The sequence below is a fragment of the Microbacterium ulmi genome (assembly GCF_011759705.1).
Classification (GTDB): domain Bacteria; phylum Actinomycetota; class Actinomycetes; order Actinomycetales; family Microbacteriaceae; genus Microbacterium; species Microbacterium ulmi.
Window position 1 is genome coordinate 2,182,861 of sequence record NZ_JAAOZF010000001.1, and the last position, 16,955, is coordinate 2,199,815.

The 16,955-nt window shown below is 71.0% G+C and carries 15 protein-coding genes and 1 tRNA gene; 9 read left to right on the plus strand and 7 right to left on the minus strand.

What is annotated here, in order from left to right:
- Positions 1–186: 186 nt before the first annotated feature.
- Complete coding sequence (locus FHS08_RS10280) at positions 187–2,712, minus strand: 5'-nucleotidase C-terminal domain-containing protein (protein WP_167038643.1); 2,526 nt, start codon at positions 2,710–2,712, stop codon at positions 187–189.
- Positions 2,713–3,033: 321 nt separating this feature from the next.
- The gene (locus FHS08_RS10285) at positions 3,034–3,969 is read right to left on the minus strand and encodes a Bax inhibitor-1/YccA family membrane protein (RefSeq protein ID WP_167039816.1); all 936 of its coding nucleotides are present in this window, start codon (positions 3,967–3,969) and stop codon (positions 3,034–3,036) included.
- A 156-nt stretch (positions 3,970–4,125) separates the two neighbouring features.
- On the opposite strand from FHS08_RS10285, the gene FHS08_RS10290 reads away from it, so the two are divergent.
- Positions 4,126–5,136 carry a glycerophosphodiester phosphodiesterase family protein gene (locus FHS08_RS10290; protein ID WP_167038646.1) on the plus strand — a complete coding sequence of 337 codons (1,011 nt, stop codon included), beginning with the start codon at positions 4,126–4,128 and terminating at the stop codon, positions 5,134–5,136.
- A gap of 243 nt (positions 5,137–5,379) precedes the next feature.
- Positions 5,380–6,231, plus strand: a complete 852-nt coding sequence (locus FHS08_RS10295) for a sulfurtransferase (RefSeq protein WP_167038648.1) — start codon at positions 5,380–5,382, stop codon at positions 6,229–6,231.
- Between the two features lie 153 nt (positions 6,232–6,384).
- Here the strand turns inward: FHS08_RS10295 and FHS08_RS10300 are convergent, their stop codons facing one another.
- Positions 6,385–6,969, minus strand: a complete 585-nt coding sequence (locus tag FHS08_RS10300) for a YdeI/OmpD-associated family protein (protein WP_167038650.1) — start codon at positions 6,967–6,969, stop codon at positions 6,385–6,387.
- Positions 6,970–7,187: 218 nt separating this feature from the next.
- On the opposite strand from FHS08_RS10300, the gene FHS08_RS10305 reads away from it, so the two are divergent.
- Positions 7,188–7,844: a hypothetical protein gene (locus FHS08_RS10305; protein WP_167038652.1), complete on the plus strand. Its 657-nt coding sequence runs from the start codon at positions 7,188–7,190 to the stop codon at positions 7,842–7,844.
- A 165-nt stretch (positions 7,845–8,009) separates the two neighbouring features.
- A complete protein-coding gene (locus tag FHS08_RS10310; RefSeq protein ID WP_208382498.1) occupies positions 8,010–8,603 on the plus strand; it encodes a nucleotidyl transferase AbiEii/AbiGii toxin family protein in 594 nt (197 codons plus the stop codon).
- A 96-nt stretch (positions 8,604–8,699) separates the two neighbouring features.
- Here FHS08_RS10310 and FHS08_RS10315 read toward each other — a convergent pair.
- Positions 8,700–8,772: transfer RNA gene (locus FHS08_RS10315), tRNA-Met, on the minus strand.
- A 96-nt stretch (positions 8,773–8,868) separates the two neighbouring features.
- Entirely contained in the window at positions 8,869–9,348 is a 480-nt protein-coding gene (locus FHS08_RS10320) for a heme-degrading domain-containing protein (protein ID WP_167038654.1), read from the minus strand.
- Between the two features lie 124 nt (positions 9,349–9,472).
- Here FHS08_RS10320 and FHS08_RS10325 point away from each other — a divergent pair, with 124 nt between their 5' ends.
- Positions 9,473–10,396, plus strand: a complete 924-nt coding sequence (locus FHS08_RS10325) for a hypothetical protein (RefSeq protein ID WP_167038656.1) — start codon at positions 9,473–9,475, stop codon at positions 10,394–10,396.
- 16 nt (positions 10,397–10,412) lie between these two features.
- Here the strand turns inward: FHS08_RS10325 and FHS08_RS10330 are convergent, their stop codons facing one another.
- The gene (locus tag FHS08_RS10330; protein ID WP_167038658.1) at positions 10,413–10,823 is read right to left on the minus strand and encodes a YccF domain-containing protein; all 411 of its coding nucleotides are present in this window, start codon (positions 10,821–10,823) and stop codon (positions 10,413–10,415) included.
- Positions 10,824–10,974: 151 nt separating this feature from the next.
- On the opposite strand from FHS08_RS10330, the gene FHS08_RS10335 reads away from it, so the two are divergent.
- Together FHS08_RS10335 and FHS08_RS10340 are read left to right on the plus strand one after the other, a co-directional pair.
- On the plus strand, positions 10,975–12,123 hold the full coding sequence (locus FHS08_RS10335) for an NAD(P)/FAD-dependent oxidoreductase (RefSeq protein ID WP_167038660.1): 1,149 nt from the start codon (positions 10,975–10,977) through the stop codon (positions 12,121–12,123).
- A 100-nt stretch (positions 12,124–12,223) separates the two neighbouring features.
- The gene (locus tag FHS08_RS10340; RefSeq protein WP_167038662.1) at positions 12,224–14,692 is read left to right on the plus strand and encodes an ATP-dependent helicase; all 2,469 of its coding nucleotides are present in this window, start codon (positions 12,224–12,226) and stop codon (positions 14,690–14,692) included.
- 7 nt (positions 14,693–14,699) lie between these two features.
- Here FHS08_RS10340 and FHS08_RS10345 read toward each other — a convergent pair whose 3' ends face one another.
- Positions 14,700–15,347 (minus strand): MerR family transcriptional regulator, encoded by a 648-nt coding sequence (locus FHS08_RS10345; RefSeq protein WP_167038664.1) that lies wholly within the window; start codon positions 15,345–15,347, stop codon positions 14,700–14,702.
- Between the two features lie 75 nt (positions 15,348–15,422).
- Here FHS08_RS10345 and FHS08_RS10350 point away from each other — a divergent pair, with 75 nt between their 5' ends.
- Positions 15,423–15,839 carry a hypothetical protein gene (locus FHS08_RS10350; RefSeq protein ID WP_167038666.1) on the plus strand — a complete coding sequence of 139 codons (417 nt, stop codon included), beginning with the start codon at positions 15,423–15,425 and terminating at the stop codon, positions 15,837–15,839.
- A 39-nt stretch (positions 15,840–15,878) separates the two neighbouring features.
- On the plus strand, positions 15,879–16,904 hold the full coding sequence (locus tag FHS08_RS10355) for an SseB family protein (RefSeq protein ID WP_167038668.1): 1,026 nt from the start codon (positions 15,879–15,881) through the stop codon (positions 16,902–16,904).
- The last annotated feature ends 51 nt before the right edge of the window (positions 16,905–16,955 follow it).

Here is a 16,955-nt window from a genome sequence, read left to right on the forward strand (position 1 = left end):
ATGCCGCGGCCACCCTCGCCTCACCCGCCGACGAGGATGCCGGTGCCGGGCTCGAGCCACGGCCGACGGGGACCCCGAGTCCGGCCCGATCCGCGGCCGACGGGGACCTCGAGTCCGGCCCGATCGGCGGCCGACAGAGTGAAGGCCGCCTCCCGTGGGGGAGACGGCCTTCACTCGGGGCTCGAGTCAGAGAACGAGCACGAGCCCGGGGCCCTTCGACCCGGCGACGGTCGCCGAGCCGTCGAACGAGATGCTCAGCACCTTGATGCCGCGACTCGTGAAGGGGGCGATCGCGATGCTCGCGGAGCCGTTCTTCAGCGTCCCGGTCCCGATGACCTTGCCGTCGTAGGAGATGGAGACGGCCCCCTCGACGGGTACGCCGCCGTTCGCGATCGCGAGGACTGCCACCTTCGACGCCTTGCCCTTCGCCACGAGCAGGGTCGTGCTGAGGCCGCCGATCGACGACGACGCCTTGTTCACGACGAGGTCGATCGTCGTCGAGCCGGCGCCGACGGCCGCCGATCCGCCGTACGAGACGGTCAGGCTGTGCGTTCCGGGCGCGAGCGCCGTGCGCCCGAGCGTCACGGTGGCCTTGCCGTTCGACAGGTTCGCCGTGCCGAGCACGGTGCCCGCGGCGTCCGCCACCGTCACGGTGCCGGCGGGCGTCGTCCCGGGCGAGGCGACCGTGACGGCGATCTTGCCGGCGGTGCCGTACTCGACCGCCTTCGCCGTCGCCGTCACGGTGGCCGCGGGCGCCGCGACCGTCACGGGGATGACGGCCGTCGTGCCGGACGGCTGCGCCGTGAAGGTCAGGAAGCCCGCGCCGACCGCGGATGCCGGGAACGTCACGTCGACCGTCGCGGAATCCGCCTCGACCGCCGCCGTGCCGACCTGGACGGCTCCGGCTCCGTCCGACGTCTTCGAGAAGGTCGCCGTGACCGACGTGTTCGCCGGGGCGCCGGCGCTGGTCAGATCGAACGACCCGACCGCGACCGACTGCGTCGCGCCGACGACGGCTGCGGGGTCGAGCCCTGTCACCGACACCGAGTGCTTGCGGAAGTCGGGGCTCACGGGCTGGTGCGCCTGGAGGTACGCGATCCACGCGTCGCGGTCGATGAGTCCGGAGTCCTTGAAGTTCGTCGCCTGCCGGAACACGTGGAAGTTGTCGCCTCCCGCGCTCGCAGGGTTCCCCGTCCCCGTGAGGAAGGTGAACGTGCCGACGCGGTAGGTCGCGGCGGGGTCGACGGGGGTGCCGTTCAGCATGATGCCCGTGACGCGGCTGCCCTCGGGAAGAGCCGGATCGAAGGTGTAGCCGAAACCGGACGAGGTGCCGAGCGCGAGGTACGAGCGCGAGGGAACGTTGCCGGCCGCGTCGCGCTGCCACTGCTGCTCGAGGAGCGTCTTCAGCTGCGCGCCCGTCATGTCGACGGTCGCGAGGTTGTTGACGAACGGCAGGATCGAGTTCGCCTCGGAGTAGAGGATGCGCCCGTCGGCGTCCGCGTCGTTCGTCGGCGTCTTCGCGTAGAGCAGCTCGTTGCGCAGCCCGCCCGGGTTGACGACCGCGATCTGCGCACCGCCGAGCTCCGGCGGAGCGAGGGTCGCGAGCACGGCGTCCGCGACGAGCGTGCCGAGCGTGGACTCCTTTGCGCGATCGTCCCGGTTCGTGCTGGAGACGGGCTGCGACCTGTCGGGGATGGCCGTCGTGACGTCGGCCGTGAGCGTGCCGACGGGCTGGTTGCCGATGACCGCGGCGTACGCGAGGGCATCCGTCACGATGTCCTGGACGGCCTGCAGGCTCGGATACTGCTGCAGGAGGACGGCATCGTCGGTCGCGACGCGCGGGACGGTCCGGACGGTCGAGGACTGCACGACGTTCGTGTCGCGGTCGACCGTGAGCGTGATCTGGCCGACGTTCGTGCCGTAGTTGCCGGTCTGCACGATCGGTCGCGTGCGGCCGGGGTCGCCGGGCACGGGCGCGTTGTAGGCGTAGGCCTGGTGCGTGTGGCCGTTGATGATCGCGGCGACCTTCGCCGAGGTGTCGTTGACGATGTGCGCGAAGACGGGGCTCGTCGCGACGTTCTCGTCGAGGGTGAGCGCTCCTGAGCCCGCGCCCTCGTGGTACGACGCCACCACGACGTCCGCTTCGCCGTTCGCGTCGTCGCCGTCGGTGAGCTGTCCGGCCACGCGGTTGACCGCCTCCACGGGATCGCCGAACGTGAGCCCGACGACGCCGCCGGGGGAGACGAGCGTCGGCGTCTCCTGCGTCACGACGCCGACGACGCCGATCGTGAGCCCGCCGGCCTCGTACAGTCCGTACTCGGGAAGGATCGGGGTCTCGGTGCCCTCGGCGTACACGTTCGCGGCGAGGTAGTCCCACTTCGCGTTGCGGGCGCCGTCCGGGCCGATGACGCGGTCGCGGAGGTCGGGCCAGCCCTTGTCGAACTCGTGATTGCCGACGGCGGACACCGGCAGCCCGAGCGCGTTGAAGACGTCGATCGTGGGCTGGTCCTCCGCGACGGACGATGCGAACTGCGACGCGCCGATGAAGTCGCCGGCCCCGACGAGGAGCGTGTTCGCACCGGAGGCGCCGTCGGCCTGCCGCAGCTGCTCGATCGTGCCGGCGAACTTCAGAGTCGTGTTGTCGATGTACCCGTGGAAGTCGTTGACCGTGAGGATGTTGAGGGTGACGGGATCGGCCGCCTGCGCGGGCACCGCCAATCCCAGAGTGGTGACGGCCGCGGCGAGCGCGACTGCGCCCGTCCGAAGCCATGAACGAGCGCGTGTCGCTGTCATCGATCCTGCCCTTGATCCGTGGTCCTGTTGGGGGGTTGCCGGACGTCGGGTCGCTCGGCGCGACATGGACGTCGCAGGCGATGCTTACCGGCCCGACGCTACCCACCCTGGGGCCGGAATGACAAGAGAACGGGCCGTGGACGGAGACGGCATATCGGGAGGCGCGCACGAACCGCGCAGGGGAATGCGGAAGGGCCGCCCCGAGACGGGACGGCCCTCGCTGCTTCTCGACGCGTCGCGTCAGTTGTTGCCGCGCGCGATCGCGATGATGCGGAGGATCTCGACGTAGAGCCAGACGACCGTGACCATGATGCCGAAGCCGCCGAGCCAGCCGTACTGCCGCGGAGCGCCGTTCTTGACGCCCTGCTGGATCTGGTCGAAGTCCTGCACGAGCGAGTACGCCGCCATGATGACGACGAAGACGCCGATGATGAGACCCCACGGGATGCCGAACAGCGGGCTCGGGGCGCTGAACAGGCCGAAGATCTGGGGCGTGCCGTCGGCGGCCGGCGGCAGCACGTTCGTCCACATCAGGATGAGGTTCAGCAGCGAGAACACGCCGTAGCCGATGAGCGCGATGAGGAACACCTTGTTGGCGCGCTTGGAGGCGCGCACCTTGCCGCTCGCGAAGAGCGCGAGGGTCACACCGACGACGGCGAGCGTCGCGAGCGTCGCCTGGACGACGATGCCCGGCCAGATGTACTCGAAGAACGCCGAGATGCCGCCGACGAAGAGCCCTTCGAAGGCCGCGTAGCCGAAGATGAGGGCGGGACGCACCTTCTTGCGCGAGCCGAAGATGACGACCATCGACATGACGAAGCCGCCGAGCATGCCGATGATCCACGGCAGGATCGTGGGCGCGCCCTCCGCGGCGACGGGGGCCATCGACCACAGCCAGCCGACGACGGCCGTGACCAGCAGCACGGCGAACAGGCCGAGGGTCTTGAGGACCGTGTCCTCGACCGTCATGCGGCCGGTCTCGATCGCGCTCGCGGGGGGAGCCGCGAAGGCGCCCTCGAGCCGAGCGTCGACCGCGGCGTCGACGCCCTGCTGCTGGGCCGTCGCGAACTGCGTGTTCTGACCGACCTGCGCGGCCTGCGAGCCGCCCGGGTAGGTCTGGACGGCGCGTTTGTCCTGGAACGCCGGGTTGTTGAATGCGGGGTTGTTGAGGGCCACTGCTCTCACACTCCAAGGTAAAGGGGGCGCAGCACCGTGCTGCTGGGTCCCAGGGTATCCGACGGCCCGCGGGGACGGGCAGCTCACGGCTGTGAGAGGCCTTTGAGCGCGGGGCGCGGCATCCCGCCCCTCGGACGCCCCCGGTAGCCTGAAGCGGTGCCGCGTCCCCGCCCGCTCGTGATCGGCCACCGGGGCGCGCCCGGCTACCGGCCCGAGCACTCGCGCTCGTCGTACGACCTCGCCCTAGCGATGGGGGCGGATGCCGTCGAGCCCGACATCGTCGTGTCGAAGGACGGCGTGCTCGTCGTGCGGCACGAGAACGAGATCGCCACGACGACGGATGTCGCGACCCGCCCCGAGTTCGCGGACCGCCGCACGACGAAGACCGTCGACGGCGCGGAGCTCGGCGGCTGGTTCACGGAGGACTTCACGTGGGACGAGCTCGCGACGCTGCGGTGCCGTGAGCGGCTGCCGCAGATCCGCGCGACGAGCGCGTCGTTCGACGACGAACAGCCGGTCCTCCGGCTGCGCGACGTGCTCGATCTCGTGCGCGAGGCGTCGCTCGAGCAGGGGCGCGAGATCGGGGTCGTGCTCGAGATCAAGCATGCGACGTACTTCGCGGGTCTCGGGTTCGACGTCGCGGGGCTCATCTCGGCCGAGCTCGACGAAGCGGGATGGGGCCGCGGCGAGCTGCCGCTCGTGTTCGAGTCGTTCGAGTCGAGCGTGCTCGCGCGCCTGAGGGAACGCGGCATCCCGGGCACGTACATCTATCTGCTCGAGGCGTCGGGCCGGCCCTTCGACCTCTTCTCGATGCAGGGGAAGGCCGCGCTGACGTACAAGCAGACGGCGCAGCCGGCAGGACTCGACAGGCTCGTCGGCTCGGTCGACGGCGTCAGCGTCGACAAGCGCATGATCCTGGCGCCTGACCGGCTCGGCCGCATGACCGGCCCGTCCGCCGTCGTCGCAGACGCGCACGCGCGCGGGCTCAGGGTCTTCACCTGGACATGCCGTCCGGAGAACACGTTCCTGGTCGGCCAGTACCGCTTGCGTGGGGGCCCCGCCGCCTTCGGCGACTACGAGCGGGAGTGGTCCGTGATCCGGGATGCCGGCGTCGACGGCGTCTTCGTCGACCATCCCGACCTCGGGGTCGCGTTCTTCCGGGAGTGACCGCGGCGTCGACGACGCCGTCTCGCGTCCCTCCGGAGCCGTCTCGCGTCCCTCCGGAGCCGGGCCGCATCCCTCCGGAGCCGAGCCGATGTCGGGCCTGCCGGTGACGGCCGTGCCGCGTTCCTGCGAGGTCGAGAGCGCACGGTGACGGCGTGTTACTCCGTGTCACGGCGTGTTGCGATTCATCGCGGCGCGTGTCGTCCCTGTCGTGCGGCCGCTTCGCGCGAGCGCGAGCATGAGAGCATGTCGACCCTCATCTCGCCCGCGGAACTGGCTGAGCTCCTCGACGGCGAGCGTCCCGTGCGCCTGCTGGATGTGCGGTGGCGTCTCGATCAGCCGGAGGGGCGGCCGGCATACCTCGACGGGCACCTCCCCGGCGCCGTCTACGTCGACCTCGACACGGAGCTCGCCGAGCGCACCGACCCGAGCCAGGGGCGGCATCCGCTGCCCTCCCGTGAGCGACTGCAGGATGCCGCGCGCCGCTGGGGCATCGATCAGGGCGACCTCGTCGTCGCGTACGACGACCTGCACTCGGTCGCGGCGGCACGCGCGTGGTGGGTCCTGACGCGTTCGGGCGTGCCCGCCCGCGTGCTCGACGGAGGGCTGCGGGGCTGGCTGACAGAGGGCCTTCCGCTCTCGGCGGGCGACGTGCAGCCGCGTCGCGGCGACGTCGAGCTCGCGGAGATCACCGAGGGGGTCGTCGGCATCGACGACGTGGGTGAGTGGCCGTGGCGCGGCATCCTGCTCGACGTGCGCGCGCCGGAGCGCTACCGCGGCGAGGGCGACTCGCTCGACCCCGTGTCGGGACACATCCCTGGCGCGGTCAACCTGCCCACGGCCGTGCATACAGCGGCCGGGAGGTTCCGCAGCCCCGAAGAGATCCGTGCGGCGTTCGCCGGGGCGGGGGTCGTCGGGACGGCTCCCGTGGCCGCGTACTGCGGATCGGGCATCGCGGCGACGCACACCGCGCTCGCGGGGTCGATCGCGGGCATCGACGTGCGGGTGTATCCGGGGTCGTGGAGCCAGTGGTCGCGCGCGCGGGGGCGTGAGGTCGCGCGGGGCGAGCATGCCGTGGGACACGTGAGCCGGCTGTGACCGAGAGGCTCATCGTCGGCGCGTCGGCGGATCGGTCCGCCTGATCGGCGCACGTCCGTCGAAGCAGCGGTTCGCGGTCGGCCGGCGTCGCCCCGTCGGCGACCTCTGCCGTGAACGAGCACCCCACGGGCGCCGCCGGCGCGACGAGCACCTTCAGAGGCGCTCCTTGCGCCCCTCAAGGAGCTGGCGGATCATCTCCGCGATGCGGACCGGTCGCTCTTCCGGCCGGCGCTTCGTCGAGTCGACCCACCGCAGCCATGCCGTGCGGTAGAACTGCGCGAGCGAGTCGAAGAAGACGGCAGCGTCCGGAGCGGCGGCGAGCGCGGCCGCGACGTCGGGCGCGAGGTCGGCTCGCTGCGGCCCCTCGGGCTCCAGCACCACCTCCACCTCGGCTCCGTCAGCCAGCGGCACCGGGCACCAGGCCGGGCCGAGAACCATCACCGGCCCGTCGTCCCGCTTCTCGACGACGCCGCGCATGCGACAGTCGGCGACGGACCCCGTCACGTGATGGCGGGGCTTGACACCCCACACCGCGTCGGGGTCGAACGGCACAGGGACCCGCGTTCGGCCCTGCCCGTCCACGCCGACCCTTGTGCGAAACGTCTGCTGCCCACCCACGGGGATCAGCCTGCCAGCATCGGCGTTCGGCGTCTGCCCCGGGTCGCCCGCCTGTCGTCGCCAGGCCGGTCGCCGGAAGGCGGGTGGCGTGCGATCGCCGCGTTGTGCGACCGGGGTCATGGCGTTCCGATCAGGCGCAGGCCGTGCCGGAGGCAGACGCGACGGCGGGAGTCGAACCCGCTCGGGGCGCGTTGAGAATCAGACGTGAAGGTCGCTGCTCGCCGGCGCGTCGCCTCGATCATTCCGTCGCCGACGACGCAAACGCTTAACGGTCGTATAGTACACAGAAATAGACATGAGGAGTATATTTCTATGTACTGAAAGCGAGAGGGCGTGCAATGGCTGAAGATCTCGACCTGCTGATGGCCGTCGAGCGAGCGCCGCTGCGAACCGCCCGTCTCAAGGACCTCGACGGGTACACCGCCCAGCCCTGGCGGGTGGTGAAACAGCTGATCGAGCGCGGCGCACTCGTCCGCCTGACACACGGCATCTACACCGCACCCCCCGACGGTCGCGACGGGCGGACCTGGAAGGCGCCGCTCGAACCCGCTGGCTTGGCCGTGGCCGCAACACGGTTCGGCCACCGCAACGTTGCGCTCACCGGACTGGGAGCAGCGCGGCATTGGGCGGCGATCCCGCGGGCGATCGGCGTCACGACGGTCGCTGTCCAAGGGCGCAACTACGTGCCGGTCACCCTCGACACTGGTGGGATCGTGCAGTTCGTGGCCCGTGAACTCGAGCGCGTGGACATCGTCATGGAGCGAACGGCCCTCGGGCAGGGGCTGGTCACTACTCCGCAGCAAACGCTGTACGACCTGCTGATGCGACCCACACAAGGGGGCATGCCGGACGAGGCGCTCGCCGCAGCCAAGAACCTGGCTGCCCGCGTCCGATTCACGGAGCTCGCGCGAGTCGTCGAAGACGTCGGCCGGGCGAACACCGCCGTGCGGGAGACGATCGAACACTTGAGGGAACGCGATGCCGGAGCAGTATGACGCCGAACCAGTTCGTGGCATCCTCGATGAAAGCGAACGACTGGCCATCGAGACCCGATTCGGAGTCGACTCCGACCAGGTCGTCCGCGATCATGTCATCTCCCACGCTCTCGCGGCCATCGCGACGATGGGACCGACGACGTCATCTTCTTCGGTGGGACCGCGCTGTCGAGGACGCACCTTCCCGGCCTTCGGCTCTCGGAAGACATCGACCTCATCGCGCTCGGTGACCGGCGCAGTGTCGCTGATCGACTCGAGTCTGCGATCTCGCGGCAGCTCCAGCGGACGCTCGGAGCAGTGAGCTTCACCCCACGTCTCGGAGACACCCGGCATCCTGAGCCGGCGGTGATGCAGGTCGCGGACACCCGGGTGCAGATCCAGCTCGTCTCCTCGAACGGGTATCCGGCCTGGCCGACGGAAGTCGTCGAGATCGAACAGCGATACAGCGACGCCGCGCCCGCACAGTTGCAGGTGCTCACGGCAGCAGCATTCGTCGCGTCGAAGTTGTCTGCCTGGAGCGACCGGGGGGCGCCACGCGACCTCTACGACCTGTGGGCAATGAGCGAGGCAGGGATGATCGACGGTGAAGCCATGGAACTCTTCGGCCGCCTGGGTCCGTACACGAGTGTGTCGAATGTGCCATTCAGGCGCATTCCATCCGATGACGAGTGGGAAGCCGCTCTCGGACACCAGGGCGTCATCCGGGTAGGTCCGCGGGATGCCGCCCGAGCGGTTCGGGATGCGCTCCGCGCTCCATAGATAGAACCGTCACGGCATCCGTGAACATCGCTCGGCCGGCGTCGATCTCGACGGCCTGAGCAGCGAAGCGCCCAAGGGATCGCGGCTCTCATTTTGACGCGACGGCGGGAGTCGAACCCGCAGCGCACCCGGGTATGAGCCGGTGCCCGGGACCGCCCGGATCGCCGCGATGAATCCACGCTAACCCCGGCATCCCATGAATGCCGTCAGCGTGACAAGAGGTTTCGCTGTGCGTCCTCGCGTGTCGGCGACGCCGCGGACGCGGTCAGGCGACCGAGGCTAGCCAGGCGCGCAGATGCTCGACCACGAACGCGTGGTCGTCGGCCTGAGGCAGGCCCGAGACGGCGACGACGCCCACGACGCCGACGCCCGCGATCGTGATGGGGAACGCGCCGCCGTGGGCCGCGTACTCGCCGGGGTCGAGCCGCGACGACGTGTCGAAGTCGCGACCCGCGGCCCGGAACCCCTGGCCGACGCCGAACGACGACCTGCCGTAGCGCCGCACGACACGGCTCTTGCGCTCGAGCCACACATCGTTGTTCGCGCTCGATCCCGCCAGGGCGGCGTGGAAGACGCGCGCCTCGCCGAGCGAGATGCCGATCACGATCGGCAGACCCGCCGTGAAGGCCGCCTCCCGCATCCGGGAGCCGAGCGCCCATGCGTCGGCGACGTCGAAGCGGGGAAGCACGAGCTCGGCCTCCTCCGCCTTGACGCGGTGAAGGACGGCTTCTGCATCGTCGGTCATGCGTCCACGGTAGCGGCCCCGCCGGCTCCCGCGACAAGCCACCGGGCAGATCCCCGGTCGAGCCCTCGTCGAATCCTGAATGCCCGCTCAGACCCCCTGACCGGGCCGCGTTTAGGCTCTTCTCATGGCGGAGGCAACACGGAGAGGCGTCGTCGCCGTCACAGCGGGAGTCGCGTTCGTGCTCGTCGGTGCCGGCGTCGGGGTGGTCGCCGGCGGCGTGCTCGGCATCCGCGCCCTTCCCGCCGTCGATACTGCGGAGGCCGCCTCGCCCTGGGCGGCACGGATCCTGCTCGCTCTCGGCATCGCCTGGATGCTCATCGGCATGCTCGCGGCACGCACTCGGCTCGTCCGCCGGCCCGGTGCGGCCGCCGCCCGCGCGAGCTGGCTCGCCTCGACCCGCCCGTGGCGGGCGCGCGAGTCGTCCCTCGGCCTCTATCGACTCGATCGCTGGCTCCTCGTGTGCGTCCCCGCAGGGCTTCTCGTCGCGACGCGGGCCGCAGAGACCTCGTTCGTGTCGTGGACGTACCTCGCGATCGTCCTCGGTGCGTGGCTCGTCTTCGCGCTTGCGCTGCGGCTGTTCATCGGCCGGCGGTCGCCGTGGCCCGTGATCGCGGCCGTCGGCGGTGCGATCGTGCTGCGCTGCGTCGTGACGCTCTTCGTCGTGTCGGCGGGAGGTCCGCGCGGCGCGTGGTTCGCGTTCTGGGTCGACCCCGCGGGCCGGGTCGCGTACAGCGCCCTCGCCCTCGCGCTGTTCCTCTGGGTGTTCCTCGCCGCCGGCTGGGCGCTCTCCGCCCCGATCGGCCTCACGCGCGCGATCGGTGCTGTCGTCGCCTCGGCGGGCGCCGCCGTCGCGGTCCCCGCGGCCGTCATCGCGCTCGTCGGGATCGACGTCGTCCGCGTCGCCCTCCACGATCAGTTCGGCCGCTTCGGGGTCACCTCCGCCGCCGCGATCCCGGATGCCGCGGCCTGGGTCGCAGCGATCGTCGGGCTCGCGCTCGCCGCCGTCGGCGTGGCGCTCGCGATGCCGCGGCGGGTCGCGGCATCCTGAGCCTCTCGCCGGGGCGTCAGCGGCCGGCGCCCGCTGCGCGGTCGAACTCTCCCTGCCGGGTCGAGACGATGTCCTTGCCGAGCGGCATGAGCGAGATCGGCACCATCTTGAAGTCCGCGATCGCCATGGGGATGCCGATGATCGTGATGAACAGCGCGATGCCCGATGCGATGTGCGCGAGCGCGAGCCACCATCCCGCGAAGATCACCCAGACGACGTTGCCGAGGAACGATCCGACGCCCGCCGTCGGCTTCGCGACGATCGTGCGGCCGAAGGGCCACAGCACGTAGTTGGCGGTGCGGAACGACGCGATCGCCCACGGGATCGTGATGATCGGGATGCACAGCAGGATGCCGGCGGCGACGTAGCCCAGGAACAGCCAGAAGCCCGCCAGGATGAGCCAGATGATGTTCAGGAGCGTGCGCATGGGCCCATTGTGTCAACTGCGGCTGGTGCAGCGCCGAGGATTCCCGGGATTCCGGCCGCGTGACCTGAGGCGGAGGGGGGTCGCGCGGCGCCCTGCACGCCCCTAGAGTGAGCGCGATCTCCCACGACGCCGCGGGGGAGAAGGAGGCCGCATGGCCGCGCGCGTGCTGGTGCTGGGAGCCGGATTCGGCGGGCTGGAGCTCACATCGACCCTGGCCGAGGAGTTGGGCGGCGAGGTGCAGATCACGCTCGTCGACCGCACCGCGGGGTTCGTCTTCGGCTTCTCGAAGCTCGACGTCATGTTCGGCCGAGCCGACGCGGGCCACGTCGTCCATCCGTACGCCGACCTGGCCAAGCCCGGGGTGACCTTCGTCCGGGCCGAGATCACGGCGATCGATGCGACGACCAGGCGCGTCGAGACGACGGCGGGAGCCTTCCAGGCCGACTATCTCGTCGTCGCGCTCGGCGCCGACTACGACGTGCTGCGCACGCGCGGCCTCGCCGAGGCGGGGCACGAGTTCTACAGCGAACGCGGCGCCTTCGCGCTCCGCGAGACGCTCGCGGAGTTCGAGGGGGGCGACGTCGTCGTCGGCGTCACGGCGGGTCCATTCAAGTGCCCGCCCGCGCCGAGCGAGACGGCGCTCATGCTCGACGCGATGCTGCGGGAGCGCGGCATCCGGGACTCCTCCACGATCTCGCTCGTCATGCCGGTCGCCCGGCCCCTCCCGCCGTCCGAGGATGCCTCGGCCGCGCTTCTCGAGGCGTTCGCGGAGCGCGGCATCGCCTGGCATCCCGACACGGGCGTCCGCTCGCTCGACGTCGAGGAGCGCGTCGCGCGGCTCGGCGACGGCTCGGCCCTGCCCTTCGACCTCTACCTCGGCGTCCCCGTGCACCGCGTGCCCGTCGTCGTGGAGGCCGCGGGGCTGACGGTCGACGGCTGGATCCCCGTCGACCCGCGCACGCTCGAGACGCCGTGGCCCGACGTCTTCGCGGTGGGGGACTGCGCGGCCGTCGGCACACCCCGCGCGGGCGCGTTCGCCGAGAGGCAGGGTGCCGCGGCCGCCCGCATCATCGCGGCGCGCGTGCGCGGTGAGCGCACGGATGCCGCGTACGACGGCCGCGGCGTCTGCTACATCGAGTTCGGCGGCGACGAGATCGGCAGAGTCGAGGTGTCGTTCTTCGACGGCCACCCGGCGGGCGCGTTCGAGGGGCCGTCGCTCGCGCTCGCGGCGGACAAGCAGGAGTTCGGCGCCTCGCGGATCCGGCGATGGTTCGGCCGGGAATGGACGCCGGTCGGCTGACCTTCGCGTGGGGCGGGTGCCGACGCCGACCGTCGCGCGGGTGGGGCGGGTCATGACGACCGCCGATGGTGTCAGCGGTCGCGCCTAGACTCGTAGGGCTATGACCGACGCCTCCGCGGCCGCGCAGCGCGCGGCATCCGTCCCTCTCATCGTCGGCAGCGATCGCGGGCCCGGCGCCGTCGGCGCGCGCCCCGATGAAGACCTGCTCGCAGGCCTCAACCCGCCGCAGCGCGAAGCCGTCACCTACCGCGGGCGGGCGCTGCTCATCGTCGCAGGTGCGGGGTCCGGAAAGACGCGCGTCCTGACGCACCGCATCGCGTCGCTGCTGCGCAACCGCGAGGCGTGGCCCAGCCAGATCCTCGCGATCACGTTCACCAACAAGGCGGCGGGCGAGATGCGCGAGCGCGTCGAGCACCTCGTCGGCGACTCCGCCCGGGGCATGTGGATCTCGACGTTCCACTCGGCGTGCGTGCGGATCCTCCGCCGCGAGGCCGAGCAGTTCGGCTTCACGAAGTCGTTCACGATCTACGACTCGGGCGACTCGCGGGCCCTCATCAAGCGGCTCGTCAAGGAGCACGAGGCAGACGCCTTCGGTCTCACGCCCGCAGGCGTGCAGAGCCGCATCTCGAAGCTCAAGAACGAGCTGGCGGATGCCGAGTCCTACGCGCGCCAGGCCAATCCCAACGACCCCGCCGAACGCATCTTCGTCGAGCTGTTCGGCGACTACCAGCGAGCGCTGCAGCGCGCCAACGCCTTCGACTTCGACGACCTCATCGCCCAGACGGTGTACCTCTTCCGCGCGTTCCCGCACGTCGCGGACGTCTACCGGCGCCGGTTCCGCCACATCCTCGTCGACGAGTACCAGGACACCAATCACGCGCAGTACGCCCTCATCCACGAGCTGACGCGGCCGATCGCAGGAGAGGCGCGGCAGCCGTATGCCGATTCCGGAATGATGATCTTCGACGCCCCGGCGGCGGATGCGCCGGAGCCGGCATCCCTCACCGTCGTCGGCGACTCCGACCAGTCGATCTACGCGTTCCGCGGGGCCGACATCCGCAACATCACGGAGTTCGAGCGCGACTACCCCGGCGCGAAGGTCGTGCTGCTCGAGCAGAACTACCGATCGACGCAGAACATCCTGAGCGCCGCGAACGCCGTCATCGGCAACAACTTCGACCGCAAGGACAAGAAGCTGTGGACGGATGTCGGAGCCGGCGAGAAGATCGTCGGCTTCACGGGGTACTCGCAGCACGACGAGGCGCAGTTCGTCGCCGACGAGGTCGAGGCCCTCCGCCGCGGCGGCATCGACTACTCGCAGATGGCGGTCTTCTACCGCACCAACTCCCAGTCGCGCGCGCTGGAGGAGATCTTCATCCGCTCGGCCGTGCCCTACAGGATCATGGGCGGCACGAAGTTCTACGAGCGCGCCGAGATCAAGGACGCGCTCGCCTACCTCGTGGCGGTCGCGAACCCCGCAGACGAGATGGCGGTGCGCCGCATCCTGAACAGGCCGCGGCGCGGCATCGGCGACGTCACCGAGACGGCGATCGCGCGGTACGCGGCCGAGGAGGGGATCGCCTTCCGCGATGCGCTCGCGAATGCGTCCGCGCTCGGGGTGGGGCCCAGGATCCAGGCGGCCGTCGCGCAGCTCGACGCCGTGCTCGTGGAGGCGACAGAGCTCATGCTGCCGTCGTCGGGCGAGCTCGCACCCCCGTCGGCCGTCGCCGAGGGGCTCCAGCTCCTCCTCGGCAGGAGCGGGTACCTCGACGCGCTGCGGATGAGCAAGGACGCGCAGGACGAAGCGCGGCTCGAGAATCTCGACGAGCTGGTCGCCGTCGCCCGCGAGTTCGCCCGCAACAATCCCGAGGGCACCGTCATCGACTTCCTCGCCGAGGTCGCCCTCGTGTCCGACGCGGACGACCTCGAGGACTCGTCCGGATCGGTGTCGCTCATGACGCTGCACACGGCCAAGGGTCTCGAGTACGACGCCGTGTTCCTCACGGGCGTCGAGGAGGACCTCATCCCGCATCGCATCTCGGCGGGCGAGCCCGGCGGCCCGCAGGAGGAGCGGCGCCTCTTCTACGTCGGCATCACCCGCGCGCGCAAGCGCCTGTACCTCTCTCTCGCCATGACGCGCGCGCAGTTCGGCGAGGTGTCGGTCGCGATGCCGAGCAGGTTCCTGCAGGAGATCCCCGGCGACCTCGTGCACTGGCGGCAGTCGCCGGGCGACGTCAACTCCCGCGGGGGGACCCAGTCGCGCGCCCTCAACGCGCGCAGGACAGGCGGCGGATCGGGATCGGGCCGCTATGGAGACGACCTCGTGCCGCTCCCCCCGCGCGACCGGCCGGGGTCGATCGAGAAGTTCGCTAACCGCATCCCCGCGAAGGTGCGCGACAACGGCGACATGGCGCTCGCGCCCGGTGACCGCATCCGTCACGACGACTTCGGCGAAGGACGAGTGGATGCCGTGACGGGCGAGGGTGCCAAGCGCGTCGCGCACGTGCGGTTCGACACGGCCGGCCCCAAGAAGCTGCTCGTCAAGATCGCGCCGATCGAGCGGCTGTAGCGCGGGCTCAGCCGTGTCCGGACGAGCCGTCTCCGGCGCGGCGCGCCCGCACCCGCCCCGTCGCGAGCAGATGGTGGTGCGCGAGCCGGCGCAGCGCGAGGAGGATCGGCTCGTACAGGGCCGTGCCGAGCACCGCGTAGGCGATCGCGTCGTTCACCGTCATCCCTCCGACGGGTGCGACCTCGTCGGCCGCGACCCGGATCATCGGGTCTGCATAGCGGCGCACGACCTCCTCGTCCCACGGCAGGCCCGCGCTCTCGACGGCGGCGATCGCCGACTCCAGCTGAGCGACCGCGGCGAAGCGCGGCTCGAAGGCGAGCCCGAGGGCCTCGAGGGCGGCCTGCGCGCGCGGGTACGCGTCGTCCGGATCCGGAACGACGTAGGGGGGGAGCGCGCCGACGGCGCGGCCCATCGCCTGGATCGGATCGTCGAGCGGCGCGTCGACGAGGGCCAGGATGTCGCGCACGCGCGCGAGGGGCAGTCCGCGCACCTCGGCCAGCGCCGCGATGAGCCTCAGCCGTGCGACGTGCTCCTCGCCGTATTCGGCTCGTGTCGCGCTCGTCGCCTCGCCGCGAGTCAGCATTCCTTCCCGGAGGTAGAACTTGATCGTCGCGACCGGCACGGCGCTGCGCGCGGAGAGCTCTGACATCCTCATGGCGGCCCCTTGCATTGGATAGTGGCTGTATCTAGCATTGGATACTGTAACTATCCAATCACGAGGAGGCAACGCATGGACCCCGTCCTCACGATCGTGACCGGCGTCACGATCCTCACGGTCATCGGCATCATGTCGGGCGGCACGTTCCTGCTGCGCATCGCGACGAAGGGGCTGCCGTTCAATGCGCTGCAGAAGACGTTCTTCCGCGCGGGACACGCGCATGCCGGTGTGCTGGTGATCCTCGGGCTCCTCTGCATCCTGCTGCAGGCCGACGTGGGCGTGCCGGCCGAGTGGCAGCGCGCAGGCGTGGGGGTGCTCGTGAGCGCCCTTCTCATCCCGGGCGGATTCTTCCTCTCCGTCCTCGGCCCAGACCCTCAGCGGCCGAACCGCGCCATCGCGCTCTTGTGGGCCGGCGTCGTGGTGCTCGCGGCATCTCTCGTCGTCGTCGGCGTGAGCGTCATCGTCGCGGGGGCCGCGGCCCTCGCGTGAGCATCCTGCGGCACCGGGCCGCCGGGTTAGGCTCGGACGATGGCGATCTTCAAGCGCAGGCGCGACGCGAGCCCCGACGCTCCCACGGCCGAGCCGACGGAGCCCGTCGCGGCGCCTGACGAGGAGATCGCGGCGCCCGATACGACAGCGGCGGCGGCATCCGTCGGCATCTCGGTCTCATCCTTCGGCGGCTTCGGCTCGTCGGGAGCGCCCGACGGCTCGCCGCCGGCGGAGCAGACGGCCCGTCCCATCACGAACCTGGGCCCGGAGCTTGCGCCGCCCGCGACCGAGACGGTGCCGGGCCTGCGGGACAACGTGCTCCTGCGCGAAGCGCTCGCGGCACTGCCCGACGAGCCGACGAACCAGCAGCTCGCCGGCGTCGCGCGCCACCTCCTGCAGGGCCATGTGTTCCTGCGCGTGCGAGGCGACGCCCGCGCGCTCCTGTCGGAGGGCAAGGAGCTGCCGCTCGCGATCGGCACGAAGGACGATCAGCACTACGTCTTCGTCTACTCCAGCGGAGCGGCGCTCAACGCGAGCGTGCAGCACGACGGCGCGACCGACACATCGGCGATGGGCCAGCCCGTTCTCACGGTGCTGCGGTACGTGCTCGCGGGCCCCTACGCGGGCATCATGGTCGACCCCGCCTCGGGCTCCGCTCGCGCCGTCTACACGCGCGCCCTCATCGAGCGCATGGTCGCGGAGGCCGATCCCGAGCTCGAGATCAAGACCATCCTGTCGGAGGAGCGCACGCCCGAGACCGCGGCGCGCGTCGCCGACGCGCTGACGCGTGCGCGGTTCTGGCTCGCCGCCAACACGGCCCCCGGCGGAGGCTTCGGCATCGCCGAGGCGCGCTCGCCCGAGGGAGAGCGGCTCATCGAGCTGTACTCGCATCCCATCGAGATCGTCGCGATGGGCAGGGGCGACCAGCCGGCTCCCATGACGGCGGCACAGCTCGCAGCGGCGCTGCGCTCTGACGAGGGCATCGCGGGGGTCATCGTGGATGCCGCGGGCCCGTGGATCCGGCTCACGCGCGACGACCTCGCGCCCGTCCTGAACGCGGAGTGATCGCCCGCCGGTCCGCCTCGGGCCCACCTGTCGCGCGAAGCGACGCAGGGC